The 19,511-nt window shown below is 40.0% G+C and carries 20 protein-coding genes; 13 read left to right on the forward strand and 7 right to left on the reverse strand.

Annotation, left to right across the window (positions count from 1 at the left end):
- Nucleotides 1–22: 22 nt before the first annotated feature.
- The 3 genes from AC4J95_RS07450 to AC4J95_RS07460 all read left to right on the forward strand — a co-directional run bounded on the left by AC4J95_RS07450 (nt 23) and on the right by AC4J95_RS07460 (nt 2,352).
- A complete protein-coding gene (locus AC4J95_RS07450) occupies nt 23–928 on the forward strand; it encodes an AraC family transcriptional regulator (RefSeq protein WP_494549309.1) in 906 nt (301 codons plus the stop codon).
- Nucleotides 929–1,085: 157 nt separating this feature from the next.
- Nucleotides 1,086–1,787, forward strand: coding sequence for a deoxyribose-phosphate aldolase (gene deoC, locus AC4J95_RS07455; RefSeq protein ID WP_494549310.1), 702 nt, complete (start codon nt 1,086–1,088; stop codon nt 1,785–1,787).
- Between the two features lies 1 nt (nt 1,788).
- Entirely contained in the window at nt 1,789–2,352 is a 564-nt protein-coding gene (locus tag AC4J95_RS07460) for a YdeI/OmpD-associated family protein (RefSeq protein ID WP_494549311.1), read from the forward strand.
- Between the two features lie 41 nt (nt 2,353–2,393).
- Here the strand turns inward: AC4J95_RS07460 and AC4J95_RS07465 are convergent, their stop codons facing one another.
- Complete coding sequence (locus AC4J95_RS07465; protein ID WP_494549312.1) at nt 2,394–3,479, reverse strand: NAD(P)/FAD-dependent oxidoreductase; 1,086 nt, start codon at nt 3,477–3,479, stop codon at nt 2,394–2,396.
- A 241-nt stretch (nt 3,480–3,720) separates the two neighbouring features.
- Here AC4J95_RS07465 and AC4J95_RS07470 point away from each other — a divergent pair, with 241 nt between their 5' ends.
- Together AC4J95_RS07470 and AC4J95_RS07475 are read left to right on the forward strand one after the other, a co-directional pair.
- Nucleotides 3,721–4,047: a PadR family transcriptional regulator gene (locus AC4J95_RS07470; RefSeq protein WP_494549313.1), complete on the forward strand. Its 327-nt coding sequence runs from the start codon at nt 3,721–3,723 to the stop codon at nt 4,045–4,047.
- A gap of 3 nt (nt 4,048–4,050) precedes the next feature.
- Entirely contained in the window at nt 4,051–4,995 is a 945-nt protein-coding gene (locus AC4J95_RS07475) for a permease prefix domain 1-containing protein (RefSeq protein WP_494549314.1), read from the forward strand.
- Nucleotides 4,996–5,054: 59 nt separating this feature from the next.
- Here AC4J95_RS07475 and AC4J95_RS07480 read toward each other — a convergent pair whose 3' ends face one another.
- The gene (locus tag AC4J95_RS07480) at nt 5,055–5,981 is read right to left on the reverse strand and encodes a WYL domain-containing protein (protein ID WP_494549315.1); all 927 of its coding nucleotides are present in this window, start codon (nt 5,979–5,981) and stop codon (nt 5,055–5,057) included.
- A gap of 1 nt (nt 5,982) precedes the next feature.
- Nucleotides 5,983–7,185 carry a WYL domain-containing protein gene (locus AC4J95_RS07485; protein WP_494549316.1) on the reverse strand — a complete coding sequence of 401 codons (1,203 nt, stop codon included), beginning with the start codon at nt 7,183–7,185 and terminating at the stop codon, nt 5,983–5,985.
- Between the two features lie 108 nt (nt 7,186–7,293).
- On the opposite strand from AC4J95_RS07485, the gene AC4J95_RS07490 reads away from it, so the two are divergent.
- The 5 genes from AC4J95_RS07490 (at nt 7,294) to AC4J95_RS07510 (ending at nt 13,783) form a co-directional block, all read left to right on the forward strand.
- Nucleotides 7,294–8,538, forward strand: coding sequence for a class I SAM-dependent methyltransferase (locus AC4J95_RS07490; RefSeq protein WP_494549317.1), 1,245 nt, complete (start codon nt 7,294–7,296; stop codon nt 8,536–8,538).
- Nucleotides 8,535–11,087, forward strand: a complete 2,553-nt coding sequence (locus AC4J95_RS07495; protein WP_494549318.1) for a metallophosphoesterase — start codon at nt 8,535–8,537, stop codon at nt 11,085–11,087. The genes AC4J95_RS07490 and AC4J95_RS07495 overlap by 4 nt, the downstream gene beginning before the upstream one ends.
- 19 nt (nt 11,088–11,106) lie before the next feature.
- Nucleotides 11,107–11,865 (forward strand): nucleotidyltransferase domain-containing protein, encoded by a 759-nt coding sequence (locus tag AC4J95_RS07500; RefSeq protein WP_494549319.1) that lies wholly within the window; start codon nt 11,107–11,109, stop codon nt 11,863–11,865.
- Between the two features lie 197 nt (nt 11,866–12,062).
- Nucleotides 12,063–13,361, forward strand: a complete 1,299-nt coding sequence (locus AC4J95_RS07505) for a Y-family DNA polymerase (RefSeq protein WP_494549320.1) — start codon at nt 12,063–12,065, stop codon at nt 13,359–13,361.
- A 2-nt stretch (nt 13,362–13,363) separates the two neighbouring features.
- A complete protein-coding gene (locus AC4J95_RS07510; RefSeq protein WP_494549321.1) occupies nt 13,364–13,783 on the forward strand; it encodes a hypothetical protein in 420 nt (139 codons plus the stop codon).
- Between the two features lie 60 nt (nt 13,784–13,843).
- Here the strand turns inward: AC4J95_RS07510 and lepB are convergent, their stop codons facing one another.
- Nucleotides 13,844–14,413 carry a signal peptidase I gene (gene lepB / locus AC4J95_RS07515; protein WP_494549322.1) on the reverse strand — a complete coding sequence of 190 codons (570 nt, stop codon included), beginning with the start codon at nt 14,411–14,413 and terminating at the stop codon, nt 13,844–13,846.
- Between the two features lie 153 nt (nt 14,414–14,566).
- Here lepB and AC4J95_RS07520 point away from each other — a divergent pair, with 153 nt between their 5' ends.
- From AC4J95_RS07520 to AC4J95_RS07530, 3 genes are all read left to right on the forward strand, one after another.
- Nucleotides 14,567–15,202: a pentapeptide repeat-containing protein gene (locus tag AC4J95_RS07520; RefSeq protein WP_494549323.1), complete on the forward strand. Its 636-nt coding sequence runs from the start codon at nt 14,567–14,569 to the stop codon at nt 15,200–15,202.
- A complete protein-coding gene (locus AC4J95_RS07525; RefSeq protein WP_494549324.1) occupies nt 15,203–15,922 on the forward strand; it encodes an alpha/beta hydrolase in 720 nt (239 codons plus the stop codon).
- Nucleotides 15,923–16,079: 157 nt separating this feature from the next.
- The gene (locus tag AC4J95_RS07530; protein WP_494549325.1) at nt 16,080–17,354 is read left to right on the forward strand and encodes an ISL3 family transposase; all 1,275 of its coding nucleotides are present in this window, start codon (nt 16,080–16,082) and stop codon (nt 17,352–17,354) included.
- Between the two features lie 149 nt (nt 17,355–17,503).
- On the opposite strand, the gene AC4J95_RS07535 is transcribed toward AC4J95_RS07530, so the two are convergent.
- Genes AC4J95_RS07535 through AC4J95_RS07545 form a run of 3 tightly spaced genes read right to left on the reverse strand, consistent with a single transcriptional unit; the run spans nt 17,504 to nt 19,478 of the window.
- Nucleotides 17,504–18,490, reverse strand: a complete 987-nt coding sequence (locus AC4J95_RS07535; protein WP_494549326.1) for a polyprenyl synthetase family protein — start codon at nt 18,488–18,490, stop codon at nt 17,504–17,506.
- Entirely contained in the window at nt 18,487–19,053 is a 567-nt protein-coding gene (locus AC4J95_RS07540; protein ID WP_316403273.1) for a Gx transporter family protein, read from the reverse strand. The genes AC4J95_RS07535 and AC4J95_RS07540 overlap by 4 nt, the downstream gene beginning before the upstream one ends.
- Before the next feature lie 11 nt (nt 19,054–19,064).
- On the reverse strand, nt 19,065–19,478 hold the full coding sequence (locus AC4J95_RS07545) for a NusG domain II-containing protein (RefSeq protein WP_316403274.1): 414 nt from the start codon (nt 19,476–19,478) through the stop codon (nt 19,065–19,067).
- Between the last annotated feature and the right edge of the window lie 33 nt (nt 19,479–19,511).

A 19,511-nucleotide genomic window follows, 5' to 3' on the forward strand; every position in this document is an offset into this window, starting at 1 on the left:
AAGAGGCTGGAGGAATCACATAATGGAACAGACAATTTTTTTAAAAAAGGAACGACATCATCTGGAGACCGATCTTCATTTTGATTTTTGCGGCATTTCAAAAACACTGCCGTTCCATGCCTTCGGTCCAGCGATTCGGCAAAATTATATTTTACATATCGTGATGGAGGGCAAAGGAACGTATCAGGTTAAAAATCAGCAGTATCATTTAAAAAAAGGGGATCTGTTTTTGATTCGACCAGGGGATTCGACCTTCTATTTAGCTGATGGAGAAGATCCATGGATGTATTGCTGGCTTTCCTTTGGTGGATCGGCAGCGGATGAGATTATTCGTCATTCTCATTTTAGGGAGGACCAGTATACGATGGTTTCCTCAGATATTCAAAAGTATATCGATGTGATCGTGGCGTGTCTGCTCTTTGTTGAAGAAACGCTGGTGAATGAACTGCACCTGAATGAATTGGCCTATCGTTTTTTAGCCGCGCTTTTAGAAGATGGCGGAAAGCTCCACTTGGGAGAACAGAAGATTTATTCACCACTAGCTGTAGCTACAGTAGAATTTATCGAAGCCCATTACGCCGAACAACTGACTGTAGAAGGTATCGCACAGCATCTAGCTGTCAATCGCAGTCATCTGTCGCGGGTATTTCGCAATCATATGGACATCAGTATCAGAGATTACATTTTAGGTGTGCGAATCAATCGGGCTGCATTTCTTCTTTCTATGACGGATGAGTCTGTGGAGAGCATTGCGGAGCAAGTAGGTTTTAATAGTTTGGTCGTTTTTAGTCGCATGTTTAAAAAACTGACGAAGGAAACGGCAACGGCTTATCGTAAACGCATGAAAAATGAAGACTTTAAAAATGTCTCTTTAAATGAACTAAAGGTACAGCTGGAAAAACAAGCGGTTGTTAACCGTGCTACCTAGCCGAGTGAACGTTTACAAATAGTAAGGGATATCCTATACTTAAATCAATAAGTGTAGGATTTTTACATAAATACCTTATATACCAAATCATTTTTGTGAATATCATCACTTAAAATAATCAAAATGGTATATATGGTAAAAATTGGAGGATTTGTTTATGAAAAAGGCTAGTGAAATGACCGTCAAAGAATTAGGTGCCTATATTGATCAATCGGTATTAAAACCAGATTTTACAGAAGCAGAGATTCGTCAGTATATTCAAGAAGGGATTGATTACCATTGCGCAACGGTCTGTGTTAATCCATCTTCACTGGATATTGCCGCAGAAATGACGAAGGGAACGGATACGAAGATCTGTGTCGTTTGCGACTTTCCATTTGGGACAAGTACGACTCCATCTAAAGTGTTGCAGGCAGAGACGTATTGCCAGCGAGAAGATATTTATGAATTAGATATTGTCGCTAATTTTGGCTGGATTCGTAGTGGTAAGTACGATGAAGTAACGAAAGAACTGCAAATCATCGTAGAAGCCTGTCATGCTCATGGCGTCGCAGTAAAAGTGATATTTGAGACGGATACATTAAATGAAGAACAAATCCGCCAAACCTGTGAATGTGCAATCGCTGCAAACGCAGATTTCGTTAAGACAAGTACCGGATTTCTTACAGGGTATGATAGTAAAGGAGCAACGAACGAAGTGATCCAGATCATGATGGATCAATGCAAAGGCCGAATCAAAATTAAAGGCAGCGGCGGGATTCGTACGCGGGAACATTTTTTAGAATTGATTGATATGGGGATTGATCGCATGGGTATCGGGTTTAAATCAACACCAGTCGTTTTAGGATTGGATAAATAATATGGCTGATAACTTACTTTTTGAAAAACGTGAGGATTTCCGCAAATGGTTGGCGGAAAATGGAACAACTAGTGAGGGTGTGTGGTTAGTCTTTGGAAAAACGAAACAGGTCAAAACGTTAAAAGCTGGAGAAGCCTTAGAGGAGGCTTTGTGCTATGGCTGGATTGACGGAGTAATGAAGAAGCTCGATGAACATTCTTACATCAAGTATTTCGCTGCACGACGCAAGAACAGTAAATGGTCTGAGAAAAATAAAAAAATTGTGGAAAAGCTTGAGCAGGCTGGTCTGATGACGGATTTTGGCCGCGAGAAAATCGCTGAAGCAAAACAAAATGGCCAGTGGGAGGCAGCCACGAAACCGTCGGCGGTAACAGATGAACAAATCGCAGAAGTAGCGGCATTATTAAAAGGTAATACGGAAGCCTCCAAGAATTTTGGAAATATGTCGCCATCTGTCAAGAAAACGTATACGCGAGCTTATTTTGATGCCAAGACTGATGCTGGAAGAGCAAAGCGAGTCGCTTGGATGACTGAACGTTTAGAAAAGAATTTAAAACCAATGTAGAGAAAAGCTGGAATCCTCATCTGATTCCAGCTTTTTTTACCTTAATGAATATAGTTTGACAATTCTTTTTGATAATCTTGCCAGTCAACTTTCCCAGTATTCAAGTACTGGGCCATTAAATAGCCAATATACGGTCCAGTCGTCAAACCGGAAGATCCCAATCCACTAGCAACCAGCAGATGATCATTTAACTGGCCAAAGAAGGGCGCAAAGTCAGAAGTATAGGCGCGAGTCCCGACACGATAGTGGAAGGGGGCGGTCAGCAGTTTATCTGGCTTAACTAGAAAATTTTTGGCACCATTCGCAAGCTGCTCAAATGCCGCTGAAGTTTCTGTCAGATCCCATCCGGCTTCATTTTCATGAGTTGCTCCCAGTAGAATTTTTCCATCTAAGAAGGGAATAAGATCTGCTTCGCCATCCAACATAGCAACCGGAAAATCTCCGCTGCTTTTGAACGCTGTTTGAAAAACTAATAGCTGTCCCTTTTGCGGACGTAGATCAACTTGATAGTCCAACGGTGCTAGTAAATCCTTTAGGTGAGGACCGATAGTTAAAATGATTTGATCGAAGACTGATTCATTTTCATCATAGCTGATCGTACTGGCGTTGACTAATCCAACACGTCGGGGTATGAATGTTATCCCTTTTTCTATCGCTAATTCCCGCATTCGGTTCAAATAAGCTTTTCCGTCCAAACGACCGCCGCCGCTGATCCTAAGCGCTGGTAAAGCTTTTAATAAAGGTAGCTCTTGTTGTGTCTGTTCACCAGAAAGTAGTTCAATCGTGCCAATTTCCGGCGCGCTTTTTTTACGTTCTTCAGCTAGAGCCAACAGCTCCTCTAGTTGTTTTTCAGGTCGCAGCAGAAGTGTACCAGACTGCTGATAGATCGTATGGTCCAGCTGGAAATCCTGAAGCAGTTTTGGGAAAAAGGCAGCGCCATCTTTTGCTAGCTGATACCATTGTTTGTTGCGTCGTTTGGAGAGCCACGGGGAAATTATCCCAGCACTGGCGCTTGTTGCTTGTCCAGTTGGTTCGTCAAAGAGGGTTACGTGATATTTTTTTTGATCTAAATAATTTGCCAGCGTCATTCCGATGATACCGCCGCCAATAATTGCGATTTTTTGCATAGATTACATTTCCTTTTTTATTTAAGATTTGTTCAACATTAAGAGTATACAATAGTCTGAAAAAAAATACTTGCATGGACTTCAATGGATAAGAAGAGCGTCAGTACATGCTTTTTCACATTTGATCTAGCGATTACAGAAAAAGTTTATCACTAAACTTAACATATTTTACTTTACCTGTCGTAGTAATTGTCGTACAATGATTACAACGACAGATGAAGTAATTTCAGGAGGTGGCAAGATGATTTCGAGCGATGGAATTCGCGGGTACAATGATGTCATCATTTTGTCCGTACTGAAGGATGGCGACTCCTATGGCTATGCGGTTTCCCAAAAAATTCGGGATGTGAGTGGAGAAATTTATGTCATTAAGGAAACAACGCTTTACTCAGCCTTCAACCGTTTGGAGAAAAATGGTTATATCCATTCTTATCCAGGAGAAATTACCCATGGAAAAAAGCGAACGTATTATCAGATTACGGATAAAGGCCTGACTTTTTTAGAAGAGAAGCGGGATGAATGGAAGCAGACTAAAAAAGTTGTGAACCGATTTATGAAAGAAGGGTAAAAAATGGATACAATCAAAAATTATGTAGAGACATTGTTTCTCGAATTTCCTAATACGAAAGAAGTTCAACGAGCAAAGCAAGAGATTTTGACGATAATGGAAGACCATTATCTGGCTTTACTTGATGAAGGTAAGAGCGAGCATGAAGCGATCGGGCAAGTCATCAGTGAATTCGGCTCTGTCGATGAGCTACGAGAAGAATTAGAGTTCGCAACTCGGGAAAAAGAGCCAGAAAACAAGATTAATGAAGATGAGATGTATCATTATCTCGCAAATCGAAAGAAAGATGCTAGGGGACTAAGCTTAGGCATCAGCGGCTGTTTGCTGGCGGTGGGGTCATTGATTGGATTGAGCATCAGCGGTGCAGAAATGATGGGATTCTTGCTATTCTTCATAATTGTGGCAGTCAGTGTTGGAACCATTATCTATAATGGGATGCAGTTTTCTAAAAACAATGCCGTGATGAACGATCGTTATATTCCAGTGGATGTTAACAAGGAAGCACAAAGGTTGAAGCAGGGCTATCAAAAGAGTTTCCAGGTTAGTCTCGTATTTGGAATTTGTCTATGTGTGCTGAGTGTCGCACCTATTTTCTTTTTCCAAATGTTCACTTATGCAGAAAATGGTATTCCAGTCATGTTCTCCTTCTTAGCCATCGGGGTATTTTTGATCATTTACGGCAGCATCAATTACAGCAGCTTTGATAAATTTATTAAAGAAAAATATTTTATCGCCGACGAGGATGAGTTAGGGCCAAATGCGATGCAAGCGAAATATGGTGATGCAGCACGTACCAAGTATTTACTTGAAAGAGTCTACTGGCCGATTGTTGTCATGATTTACTTAGTCTGGTCCTTTACGACGGGATCTTGGGGAATGAGTTGGATGCTCTTCGTGATGGCTGGGATTTTCTACAGTGTTGTGGAGGCAATTTTTGTAAAAAAGTAGCATAGGTTTTATACGTAAAAATACGTTTCTAGCATGATTGAATGCTAGAAACGTATTTTTTAGTTTGTCGATGTTTTCTTTTTAGTGAGCTGCTGTTGTAAAACCAGCCGATGTTTGATCATTTCTACGAAGTCGTTAGGTTCGGTTACTCGTATGCGAGCTCCAAAAGAGAGCACATTGATCAACAGCTCCGTTTCATCTTTTTTCTCATAAAAAATGGTCATTCGATAAAGCGAGCTGTCTAATCGATCCAATACTTTTCGATAATTCGAAAAGTGAAAGGTTGCCCGTTCAAGCGCATCACGTTCATCCTTCAATTCGCAAACAATGCAGCAGAGCTGAGGATTCATTTGTTCAATGTCTAGGAAGGTTTCTTCCAGCTGATTGATCTGATAGATATCAGAGCAATTGAATATCACTTTTTTCCAGCCGGAAGTCGATTTGCGTTTACCTATAACTCGAAACTTATTGTTCTTTGTCGAGTACTCGAGTTTCAAAGGCAGAAAAAGATGATCTGTAGCAACTCTTTTTTTGGCTGATTGATACGTTAATGAAACCAGTTGTTTATTTTGAATACTTTCTATCAAATGATGCAAGATATTTCCATAGCTCTCATCAAAATGATCTTCACTGACAAACTGATCAAAGTATTGATAATCCTGCCAGTCAAAGAGAGGTTCTGTTTCTTCTAAGTCAAAGGGTTCTCCTAAGCAGTCAAACTTTGGGTCTTGCTGGATTGCCGCCAGCCAAGCCATTTCTAATTTTGTCAACGGGAACGGTTGCGGCATATTTCTTAGAATTGATTGGTGATCTTTTAGCAGATGCCAGCCTTCCTTGTTATCCTTCAAATAATCAACCATTTCAAAAGGCGTTTCTTTAAAACCACCTTGATTTAGCAATTGTTGCTGTTGTGCAGGATCTTCCGTTTGTAGAACTTTGGTCATCAGCTGGTAATATAAACTATTGATTTCTGAAAAAAGCTCCATATTAATCCTCCAGTCCGTAAAGCTGATTCAGTGCTTCGATATCTAGCCAAAATTGATTCTCCCATGTACGATTCGTTGAGTTGATCTGTACGATTCGGCCTATCCAAGTCCTTAGCCAAGGCTCCATTCCTTTAGGGTCAACTAGATCAATTGAAAATTTGTAAAGTTTATCCCCGACCTGCTCCACTTTTCCTTGGCGTTTTTCCCGCATCAAGCGTTGATATAAATAATGCTCTGGTAAATGCAGTAGTATTTCATAAGTGACTGGTTTGCGAGAGGTAAAAGAACAATTCCAAGTGGTTGTTTTGGCTTTGGCCAACTTAGTCAGTCCTTGAGAGAAGTTTTCAGTCGTGCCCAATAGCTGACCGCTCTCTAAATAATCTAGTCTTAATGAATACAATCTGCCTGTCTGTATTCCGACTAAATACTGACGCCCACTTTCGCAGCTGGAGTAAATTTTTAAAGGTGTTAGACTGATCTCTACACCGTTAGTCTTGATCAGCTTAACTCGTTGTTTATGCTTGATAGCTTGTAAAAGAAACAACATTATCTCACTATCTAGTGTTTGACTATCGTATTTATGCTTGAAACAAAAAGGTGACGGAGAAATTTCATAACGTTGTAGCAGCAGCTCACCAATCACACCGACTGGGGCGATTTCTTTATAGAATTGAATCGCCTGTATTTGCTTTGCAGTAAGTTCCGTTTTTTTATTTACGGTATACAGCCACTGTTTTCCTCGCTTTACCTTCTGTAAAATAGCCATTTCTGTGTATTCATTCAGCTTGTTGCGAATCGTTAAGCTATCAATCAAATAGTTATCATCAAAGAGAGATAGGTAGTCATCGATTGTTTGGACGATTTCATTGACGGTTAAAGCTGATTTTGAAGTCAAAATATCTAAAATGACAAAGTGCAGAAAAATATCATTTCGAGTGAAGGATTTCGTTTGCCATAAAATATGCAGCGGGTTATCGGCTTGATTTGCAGGCAAGACTAAGCGATAGATTTTTTTATTATTGATGGTTTGCGATTCGATATAGTCATGAAGCAAGCTTTCTAACCGACGCCGTTCATTGTCATAGGTGCGCGGACTAGAAAGCGTAATCTCTTCACGACTTTTAAAACCATAAATCAGAAATTCTCGTGTATAGCTTCTTAACGTAGTGAACTGCTTCACCAATTCTTGAAATTTTTTGGCCATTTTTTTCTCCTTATTTTTCTCATTGTATCAAGTTCGCACCCTTTTTTAAAAGAACTATTTTTATCTGTTCGTTAAGATAAGAGCAAGAAAACACAAGGAGGAGCAATCATGGCAATTCTAACTCTTACTTCCGATCATCCGGAATTTACTCAACTAATCAAAAAACATCCTGAAGGTGGCCTGCAGCTGCGGGGGATTCGTAATGGGACGGGCTTTGGTTGGTATGAAAATCCGGAAACATACTGCATGTATTTTCAAGATTATGGAACGAATCTTTCGTTTCGTTCAACGCGGGAAGAGCAGCAACATTATTTGAATGTGAAGCAATATTCAGCACCACAGGTTTATTTAGCTTTAATGACAGAGTTTTTGAAATCAGCAATGAAAACAGCAGAATCTGGTAAATCCCATAACCAGCTGGTAATTTCGATGGTGGAGATCAAAAAAGTTGAGCTGTTTCAGTCGATCTTTCGGATACTGTCAGAATTTGAAATCACAGAAGAACCATTGATGGCAGGTTTTTATCAAGTGAAAGTGACAACGGATTCACTTTATCAGCTTTTGCAGGGGGCATATCTGGTATTGCTGCTTTTAGCAAAGGAAAGCAGCACGTTTTTAGATGAGGGCGATTCTTTGATCGAACGTGGTATTCAAGCACTTCAAGGTATCAAAGCACCTTATTATCTGAGAAATTTGTTTGTTCGCAAATTCCTGTATAAGAAAGAATCCTTTTTTAAATACAAAGAAGCGATCGAAGAACATGGTCGGGAAGAAATTGTTTTTTCTTATCGTGGTACGGGCTATTCACGAATCGAGAAGGTGCGGGAACTCTTAGATATGAAGCACGATATTTTGGATGTTGGTTGCGGAGGAGGCGCTTATTTCAGACTAGCTGAAAAAGTCAATACTTATATTGGTGTGGATATTGACCCTGAAGTTTTAGCTTATGCTAAAGATCGCGGAGAGCGAATGGGACTGGAGAATATCCAGCTATACTCTTCACTAGATGAAGTTACTTTTCAAGAGGACATGGATATTCTTTTGATGGAAGTTATTGAGCATATGTCATTAAAAGAAGCAGTAGATTTATTGCAGCGCTTGTTGAATGAACCATTTCATCGACTGATTTTATCCACGCCTAACAAGGATTTTAATGCCTTTTATGGGATACCTGACAATCAAATGCGTCATGAAGACCATAAATTTGAACTGGGAGCGATCGAGTTTCAGAAGTGGTTAACAATGACTGTTGGCAATGAATTTTCGATCCAATTTTTTACAACAGGGGATCAAGTCAATGGGATCGCTACTACTCAAGGGGCAATGATCAAGAGAAAGGAAAATGTATCATGAAAATCACGACTAAAGTCCATACGATCTTTTTACTGATCGGACCGACAGAATCAGGGAAAACGACTTTCGCTAATGAAATACTGATACCACAGTTGGCTTTTCGTGATAAACAGAAAAATTTTGAAACCAATATCCAGCATTTGTCTTCAGACGACATGCGGCGAGAGCTATTAGGACGAGATTATGATAAATATGCGGCTAGCATGTTGGAAGCATCGGGCGTAACATTTCCCTATTTAAAGACCAAACTGGATTTCTTGACCAGCTATCCGATTAATGCGGAATTTGTCATCGTGGATACCATCGGTCTAGCCGAAGACTTTCGACAAGAAGTAAAGGAGATCGCGGATAAAAATCATTATCGTGTTGAAGCGATCGTCTTTGATTATCCTCGAGAAGAGTTTTATGCATCCGAACGTTCCAAAGTATTGATTACAAAACATGTCGATCGCTTAAAGCGCGAAGTATTGCCGAAGCTTGCAAAAGAGGATTATGCGGCGACTCATCGGATCAAGCAAAAGGATTTTCAGGAAATTAGTGTTGAGGTCGAAGGCAAGGCAGAGTATCTAGCTACTCTATTATCGAATCAAAGAGACTATGCTGTGATCGGTGATGTTCATGAATCGTTGGCAGATTTGAAAAGATTAGTATCGAAGCTAGGTTATCGTGTAGTCGAAAATGAAATGACGGTTGCTGGAGATGATCCTTTCTCTTTGATACTGTTAGGCGATTGGATCGATAAAGGAAATAAAACGGCTGAAATTATCGATTTTCTCTATCATAATCAGCAGCATTTCCAGTTCGTGCTAGGAAATCACGAAAATTTTGTTTATCGCTATCTAAAAGGTGAGATCAAAGGAGCCGATCAAGAAACCATTGATCAGCATTTTACTTCGATCAGCTATTTGAAGAAAAAACCGATTATTCTAGAAAAATTTAATCAATTGGTCGAACAAAGCCAACCATTTTTACGACGGATTGGTGATGAAAAGCAATCCTTCATCGTCACACACGCACCATGTCATCAGCAATATCTAGGGAAAATGGACAGTGTTTCACTGCGCAATCAACGAAACTTTCGTTTGAACCGAGACAGGTCTGTACAAGAACAACTTCAGTGGTTAGAAGCAGAGAGTATGTATAACCTACCAGTTCACGTGTTTGGTCATATCGCTACTAATCGGATTTATCGTATAAAAAATAAATATGGGATCGATACAGGTGCTGTTTATGGAAACAAGCTAAGCGCGATTAAACTTTTTGGCAGAGGGAATGCGCTAATTTCGGTTTCCTCCGATCAACTAAAAACAGAAGAGCTACCGACGCTTTTTCCTCGTCCTAAAATGCAATCTTGGGAAAAATTAACTGACAAGGAACGCAAACGCCTATTTTATATGGCTAAAAATAAAGTTCAATATTTATCTGGGACAATGGCTCCAGCTGCGGCCGACAAGGAGCAAAATGATTTAGAATCTTTGGCAAAAGCACTAGACTATTACCGTCAACAGGAGGTGGATCAGGTCGTATTGGAGCCAAAATATATGGGCTCTCGTGCGAACATTTACTTGTTTGATAAGCTGGAAGATTGCTATGCCATTTCTCGAAAGGGCTACAAGATCAATGTTCCGGGAATTGAGGGAGTCTTTGCTGAGCTGCAGGCACAGTTTTCTGATTATATGAAAGAAAATAAAATTCGGATGTTACTGCTGGATGGAGAATTGTTGCCTTGGCGGGCGTTAGGTGAAAATTTGATTCAATTGGAATATTTACCAGTCGCTAAAGGGATCGAAACGGAATTAAAATTTTTGAAGAATAGTCAGTTTTCAAAGCTGTTTGAACAAATGGGGGACCAACTAGCAGCGACGGATTTCCAAACAAATAGCTATCACTTATCCAAAAAACAATTAGCGAAAAAATATGGCGAGCATCAAACACGTCAATATAGAGAATGGCTGAAAGCTGCACCACAGCAAGTATCCTTGTCGGAACAGGAAAAAGCCTTGACCTTGTATCAACAACAGATCGAATTATATGGGAAAGACGCGCCATTGCATTTCAAGGCATTTGATTTATTGAAAATCGTTTACCACAATAATAAGGAAGAAGTTGTAGAACGGCCGACATCTGAAATCTACCAATTTTTAAATAAGGATGAATTTTTATTGTTGGATCTAACCGCAGAAAATCCACTCCAGCAAGCTCAAAGGTATTTTGATCAAATGACGTTGAAACAACAGATGGAAGGGATCGTTATTAAACCGGAGCGGCAGAAAAACAATGCTGCGCCTTTCTTGAAGGTTCGAAATGAGGCTTATCTGACGTTGATCTATGGATACACTTATCGCAGCAAACAGCAATATCAAACGCTGATCAAAGGGAAAAATGTTTATCATAAATTACGGACTTCGATCAAGGAATATGAGCTTGCACAGGAATTATTAAAAATTCCAGCAGCGCAGTTAACGGCGGAAAACAATGAGTATTTAAATCTGTTAGCCAATTTATTGTTTGAAATGGATAAGGAAGGATCATTAGATCCGCGACTTTAATCAATAAGGAGGGATGGAAATGAAAGCAAGAATCAAACAAGCATTACGAGAAATCGAAAAGCGAGAAAACATTGAAATTCTTTATGCAGTCGAAAGCGGCAGTCGTGCTTGGGGATTTCCATCTAAAGACAGTGACTATGATGTTCGCTTTATCTATCGACGGGAAAAAGACTGGTACTTGAAGCTGGAGAAAACGGCGGATCATTTAGAATTTCCGATCGATGCACAATTAGATATTTGTGGTTGGGATTTAGATAAAACACTGAAGCTGCTGCAAAAGAGTAATCCTGCGCTATTAGAATGGTTGCATTCGCCAATTGTTTATCAAGCGGACGGACAGTTCATTATTGAGTTGAGTGCTTTGAGTGAGAAAGACTTGAATGAACAACGGCTAATCTATCACTACCTTCACATGGCTGATGGAAACTATCGAGAGTATCTGAAAAAAGAGTACGTTCGAATCAAAAAATATTTTTACGTACTGCGTCCCGTATTGGCCTGCATGTGGATAAAAGAATACCATCAAAGACCGCCTGTTGAATTTGAAAAACTGCTGGAGCTGCCAGATTTATCGCCGGAATTGTTAAAAGTGATCAATGAACTTTTATCTCGGAAAAAAAGCGGGGACGAGTTAGACACAGAAATGGCCATTCCACAGCTGAATATCTTTTTGGAACAGCAGTTGCAGTTTTTTACCGAATATGTAAAAAGACTTGATAAAAATCCTAAAATTGATTCAGCTGATTTGAACTATTTTTTCTTAAAATGGGTAAAGTAGACGTTAATCTTAATAGGAAATTTTGTAGGCGAGGGGACTCAATTGAGTCCTCCTCGTTTTTCTGCATTTAGGGAAGAAGCAGGGAGGCATGATTAAAAATTGCTATGGATTCTTTATAAGTAAATCATTGACAAAAAAACAGAATACTTTTAAACTAAAAACGAACATACGTTTGCTTTTTTTAGAAGGTGGTTTTGATGAACGTTTACGAAGGGGAACCTGTCAGAGATGTTTTCTGCATGGACTCCAAAAGTTTTTATGCCAGCGTGGAATGTATTGAGCATGGCTTGGACCCACTGAATGACCTATTAGTTGTCATGAGTGGCGATCGGGAAAATGCCGGTTTAGTTTTGGCAGCAAGTCCGATGGCAAAACAAGAGTTAGGCATTAGTAATGTTAGCCGAGGGTTTGAGATTCCGAATCATCCTAAGCTTCATATCGTGCCGCCGCGGATGACGCTGTATATTCAATACCACATGCGCATCCAAGAGATTTTTCGTTCATATATGGCAGAAGAGGACATTCATACATATAGCATTGATGAACAATTCGGTGATTTGACCCATAGTTGGAAGTTGTTTGGCAAAAGTTCGGCTGAAGTCGGAATGAAGATTCAGAATGAAATTATTGAAAAACTTGGTATTTATACTTCATTAGGGATGGGCGATAATCCTTTATTAGCGAAAATAGCGATGGACAATGAAGCAAAGAAAAATAAAAATCGGTTTGCACAATGGCATTATCAGGATGTGCCGGAGAAAATTTGGCCGCTGCGTTTAAGTGATTTTTGCGGCATCGGATATCGAATGGAGCGGCGTTACCAGATGATGGGACTCAAGACGATGGGGGATCTGGCACACACAGATCCTTTTGTTTTAAAAAATCATTATGGTGTGATGGGTATGCAGCATTATATGCATGCATGGGGAATTGATCGCTCAGTTCTTTCTCAAAAGGATTTGTATCCTACTAAGGAAAAATCAATCGGGAATTCTCAAGTTTTACCGAAAAATTATGCTCATAAGGGAGATATTTTGACCGTAATCGCTGAAATATGTGAACAAGTGGCTCAACGCCTGCGTAAGAAGGATGTGCTGGGCGGGACGCTGCATTTAGGAATTGCGTATGCTTATTTTGGTAGCGGAAAACGCGGGGGCTTTCATCACCAGCTAAAGATTCCACCAACAAATCAGGCTAGAGAATTGACGCGGGTCGCTTTTGGGTTGTTTGAAAAATATTGGGATAATTCCGAAGTGCGAAATATTTCTATTACAGTTTCATCTTTACGCCCAGCAGGAAGCTTGCAGCTGAATTTGTTTGAAGACCCTAAACAATCGATCAAAGAGGAAAAAATTGATGAAGTAATCGCTCAAATTCGCAGTCGCTATAAATTTAGTTCGATTGTTCGTGCACATTCGCTAAACGAAGGAGCGACAGCAATAAAGCGAGCCGGTTTGGTTGGCGGTCATGCTGGCGGAATGGAAGGGATGGATTAGTAATGATTTATGATGATGAGAGTGCGGAACGACTTTTTATGGAAGCAAAGCAGGTCTATCAGGATCGAGGAATGATGAAATGGATCGGTTTTTATCTATCCGATCATACAGCTGTGTTGGATCAAGAGGCCAAAGAACGAAATCATATCAATATCGAAAAAGAACAAATGACTTTAGAAGAAATCGGGGAAGTGCTGCAACAGGCGTATCTGAAAAACAAACGCATCGCCATCCAGTTGGAAACCTTAAATGATGAGGGAAACTATTTGGATGATTTGGTAGGTAAAATCTTCGGGCAAAAAGAAGAACAAATCTACTTGAATGAAGAGGAACGAGGGATGCTGCATTTAACGATCGAGCAGATCCATCATGTCGAGATATTGGGTTCAAAGAAAATTCTTGACCAAACAATCATTAAATAATTCTATCGACAGTCACCAAAAAAGCCACAACGAGAATCGTTGTGGCTTTTGAGCTAATGCTTAAAACAGGTTGATTTTATCAAGAGGCCAGAAGCGGAAAACGACTTTTCCTTGGATCAATGATTTGTCCACAAAACCGAAAATCCGGCTGTCTTTAGAGATCAATCGGTTATCGCCTAAAACGAAGAATTGATCTTTAGGAACTGTCACTTCAAAATCATTGGTAAAGCTCTTGGCATTAGTAGCTTGTTCTTGGAAAGCAGTATTGTAGGAATATTCTTCGAACAGCTTGTCTTTTTTAAATTTCTCCTTGAAATCATCAAGATAGGGCTCAGTGAATTCTTTGCCGTTGATTGTCAGGACATTGTTTTTCATTACTACTCGATCGCCTGGTAATCCAATGATTCGTTTCACTACGTAAACATTTTGATTGTCTGGTTCTTTTGTCGTAATGATGTCCTGACGGTCCAGATTCGATATCTTGGATGTGATCAAGCGTTGACTATCGTGCAACGTCGGATCCATCGAGTGTCCTTCGACTTTTACTGGAGAAAAAACAAACATTCTAGCTAGAAATATCAATGCTATGATCATGACTACTGGAAGCCATTCTTTGATTTTATTGTTCATAGGGTCACCTCATTGCTAAATTTTATCATTCTTCAAACTAAAAAGCTCTTATTAGCTTCCAACAGAGGAAAAAGTTGTTTAAGGGTAGAGAAAACTGATTGATTATGGGAAACTTAGATCATGAAAATGATGTAAAGAATAAGGAGTGAAACGATGAAAAAGAATTATCCAGCCTCACCGATATTGCCGAAAAACTTTTCTGAGGATTTTTACTTGGAAGATGAAGCGACGATTGAAGATGTACATGGTATTGAGTTTGATTATAGTTATTTGACCTGTGAAAATTTGGTCCTGCGCCGTTCGATTATTGAAAAAGTTACAATGCAGCGAACAAAGTTGATTCGATTTGAAGCGGGCAATGTGATTTTTAAGAATTGTGATTTTTCGAATCTGGAATGGATCGGCGGCAGTTTTCATCAAGTCATTTTTGAAAGCTGCAAGCTCACTGGCTGTAATTTTGCGGAGAGTTACTTGCGAGATTGCCAGTTTAAAGATTGTAGAATCAATTTTGGTTCATTTAGTGCCACAAATCTGAAAAATGTTGCTTTTGAAAACTGTCAAATGACAGATAGTGAATTTTTTGAAGTCACGTGGAAGCATTTATTTTTAACTAATAATGAGCTAGACAACAGCAATTGGATGCGGACAAAACTGGCTGGGTTGGATTTTACCACCAATCAGTTCAGCAAGATTGCTTTTTCGATGGAACAGTTGAAGGGTTTAAAAGTCGATTCGTATCAAGCACTGATTATCGCAGCTGGTCTGGGCTTACAAATTGAGGAGGCGTAAATGAAGTTAAAACAGAAGAAAATACAAGGAATTCCTGTTGTTTGTTGGGGTGAACCGAGTAAGAAAGTAATTTTGGCTTTTCATGGCGATCAATCACATAAAGAAGACGCCGTTATTCAATTTTTAGCAGAAGTTGCTACTGATAAAAGCTATCAGGTTTGGAGTTTTGATTTGCCGGAACATGGCGAGCGAAAAGGTGATTCTTATGCGCTGAACCCGCAAAATGTCGTAGCAGATGTGAACAAAATTTTGTTTGAGGTGGAAAAGCAGGCCGAAACGATCTCATTATTTGGTTGCAGCATTGGTGCTTATTTTGGCATGCTGACATGTCAAAATCGACAAATCTATCAAAGTCTATTTTTATCGCCAATTGTTGATATGCAAGAATTGATCGAAAACATGCTGCTGTGGTCACAGCTGACATTGGAAGATTTACAGCAGAAAAAAATAATCGAGACTCCAATCAAAACACTGGAATGGGATTACTATCAATATGTTGTGAAGCATCCGATTAAGTGGACCATCCCAACAAGTATCCTTTATGGCGGAAAAGATAACTTGACCTCAAGAGAGACTATCGAAAGATTTGCTGAGGGAACCAACTGCTCGTTGACGATTTTTGAAGAGGGAGAGCATTTTTTCCATACGCCTGAACAGTTGAATTACTATCGGAAGTGGCTGGAGAAGAGTTTATTAGAAATGTGCGCCCTTAATGATTAATTAAGGCATCAAAAATAGGTTCTATAATATTTTGTGTTGGTGGAAAATCGAAGCCGATTTTCTACCAACACTTTTTTCTTGTCATCCAATCAAAAAGGAGCTACCGTTTGATAGAATTTAGTCGCCTAAAACCAACTCAATCAAAAGGAGCCCCTCAATGGATTATCATACTAGAAAACTACTTGGATTAACAGACATACACTTACATTTCGATGATGATTGGCTAGAAGAAAGAAGCTATAAGGGCGTTCAAGCCCAAGTGATCAAAGGAAAACTAGTGACTTCACCTAGCCTATGTGAAAACTGCGGTTCTGCAGAGATTATTCACAATGGCTCGTATACGACCCATTCTCAGATGTTAAAAGTCAAAGAAAAGCTGACTATTTTAGAACTGAAGCGTAGCCGCTTCTTTTGTCACACTTGTGGAACAACCTTTTCAGCTCAAACAGACTTAGTCGATGACCATCATCATCTGACAAAAGAACTGAAACAGGCGATCCTCATGGAATTATTTGAGAACCAATCACGAAAATTGATCGCAAAGAAGTACTTTGTTTCTGATGGAACAATCACGCGTATCCTACGTGAAGCAACTAAAGATTATCAACCGAATAAAAAATATCTGCCCTCTGTTTTATGCATGGACGAGTTTAAATCCATGAAATCCGTCGCTGGATCTATGAGTTTTATTTGTGTCGATGGAACGACCAATAAGTTGTTCACGATCCTTGAAGATCGCCGATTATTCAAACTCACACAATATTTCATGCGGTTTCCAAGGAAGGCGAGATTGAACGTCAAGTACCTTGTGATGGATATGAACGCTAGCTATAATCAGCTCCTAAAAAAAGTATTTCCCAATGCCGAAATAGTGACAGATCGCTTTCATATCGTCCAACATATCAATCGCAGCTTTAACCAATTACGTGTTCAGATCATGAATCGTTTTCGCACATCCAGCTCCGAAGATCAGAAGAAATACCGCCGGCTCAAACGATACTGGAAACTATTGCTTAAGGATTCAGACAAACTGGAACCGCTCAAACGGCATTACCATCGGCTTTTCAAAAAAGAGATCAGCCAGACAGAGATCATCGATGAACTCCTAAGCTACAACGAAGAATTACGAAAGGCTTATAAATTTGTCCAACTTTTACGCTATTACTTTACGAAGCGGGATAACACAGGCTTTCGTCATACGTTAAAAACGATGGACCCTAGTCTTCCCCAAGCATTTAAAAAGAAGTTCAAAGTCTTTCAACGCTATCAGGCAGGGATTGCGAATGCCTTCAAGGTAAAGCTTTCCAATGGCGTCACAGAGGGATTGAACAATAAAATTAAGCTGATCAAACGAATCGCCTTTGGTTACCGTAATTTCTATAACTTTCGCGCACTGATTTACTTACAACAAAGGTTGATCTTTGAAAACTAAAAAAGTATGCGGCGCACAAAACGCGCCGCATACGGGACTAAATTTTATTCAGATTTGTCTCCACCAACACGATTTGACGAAGAGCCCAAAAATACCAGTCAAAGTGATCTGAATGATCATCTTGGCTGGTATTTCTTATGAATAAATCTTTAATTTTTTCGCATTAATATCTGGCTGGTTAAGCATTCGAGTTTTTCTTTTGTATTGAAATAGTTGTCTGGCAGTTTACGAATGTCTTTTAATGCTTGTTCCGTATAGTCTGTCGCAAGCTGCTGCGCGTAGGCAACGCCGCCTAATTGGTGGACCAACTGCTGAACCTTCAGTGTGTCTTCCTCAGTCATTTGTTTTTGCTTTTCCAAGTAGGGGCGTAATTGACTGTTATCTTGATTAAGCGCATAGATCAATGGCAGGGAGTAGACTCCTTGACGAACATCTTCTAGGACCGGTTTGCCTAATGTGTCTGCATCGGCTTGGTAATCCAACAGATCATCCATGATTTGGAAGGCAATCCCAATATTATGACCAATCGTGCCAGCTTTTTTGGCGAAGCGTTCACTATTGCCGCTTTCAAAGGCGCCGACTGAGCAGCTCAAAGCGAAGAGTTCCGCTGTTTTACCAGAAATATTCTCTAAGTATTCATCAACAGTTTGCTCTAGTTTGTAGCGGTCATCCATCTGCCCAAGTTCGCCATCAAGAATTTTTTCCATACTGCGTGAATTCAGCTGGAGGCTTCTTAACGATGTCGAGTAATCTGATAATAACTTGAAACAACAGATAAATAAGTAATCTCCTGCGTAAACGGCGGTGTCATTACCAAAGGTGGAGCGAATCGTGGGTAAGCCGCGGCGTAATTCTGACTCGTCAACAATATCATCATGAATCAGGGTTGCGGTATGAAGCATCTCGATGGAAGCGGCTAACGAGGTTGCTTTTTTTTCATCCTGTTCTGGTCCAAATTGAGCAAACAACAGCTGATAAGCAGGGCGTAAGAGCTTTCCGCCTGCGTGAATCATATCTAATACGGCAGCTTCGACTTTTTTATTTTTTAATTTGACAACATCCTCCATCAATTGGAGGGTCGTAGTTAACTGTTTTGCAAGATCAGGATAATCTTGCCACATAGGGTGAAGTTTCATTTTGGATATCCTTCTGATCTTTTTTTAGATTTTCTTTGCGATTCATAATCTAATTGGAATTTCTGCAGCGTCCGTACATGTCCCAGTAGATAATTACCGGCAATACCAATGACAATCCCGGCAAGAATACCTAAAATGGACATGACTGGTAAATAGAGCATCACGGTCCAAGACTGAGCGATCCAGCTTGCGACCAGTAGTTGACCGACATTATGGAGAAAACCGCCTGTTGCGCTAATTCCGATGATGCTGACACGCTTAGGACCAAGGCTTTTGACTAAAAGCATGCCGAAATAGCTCAGCATCGAGCCGCTCATACTATAGAGAAAAGTCGAAACGGTCCCGCCTAGAAGAGTGGTCAAAAGCAGACGCATCCAAATCAGTGTGAAGCTTTCCTTTTTCGGCATTGTGAAGATCGCAACGATTGTTATTAAGTTGGCAAGTCCAAGCTTCGCTCCAGGCGCAAAGGCGAAGGGCGAAGGGATCGTGTTTTCAATCAGCCCTAAGATGACTCCTTGGGCCACCAATAGTGCTATGTATATGAGTTTTTGTGTTTTCTTCATAATAGAAGCAGCTAATAAATGACGCTGCCGGGTTCCCCTCCGTCTGAGGATTTGATTTCGATGACTAGTTTATGGGGTAGACAAACGATTGTCTCGCCAGATTGATCAATCCATCCACGGCGGACACAAATTTGATCTCCGCAATCTGCTTCTTTAATCCGAATCCGATCCCCTTTAACTTCAATCAAGTTATAGTCGCCATCTTTATCTTCATAGCGATAAGTATAGCTCTGAGATTGGTCCGAAAGATCAAATGATTTGATTTCCTGCCCATCTACTGAAAGAACCGCTTCTTGGGTAGGGCTATTTGAGCGAGTGAGGCTGAAAACCACCACAGGAGCAAACGATAGTAAGAGGAGAATCACAACGATAATTCCATCCCAGGGCCGCAATAAACTGTTTTTGGCAAAATCCTTCAGTTTCAAAAGCATCTACCTCCTGCAATTTTTGTTGATAGT

Source organism: Enterococcus sp. GPZ-007 (genome assembly GCF_059374735.1).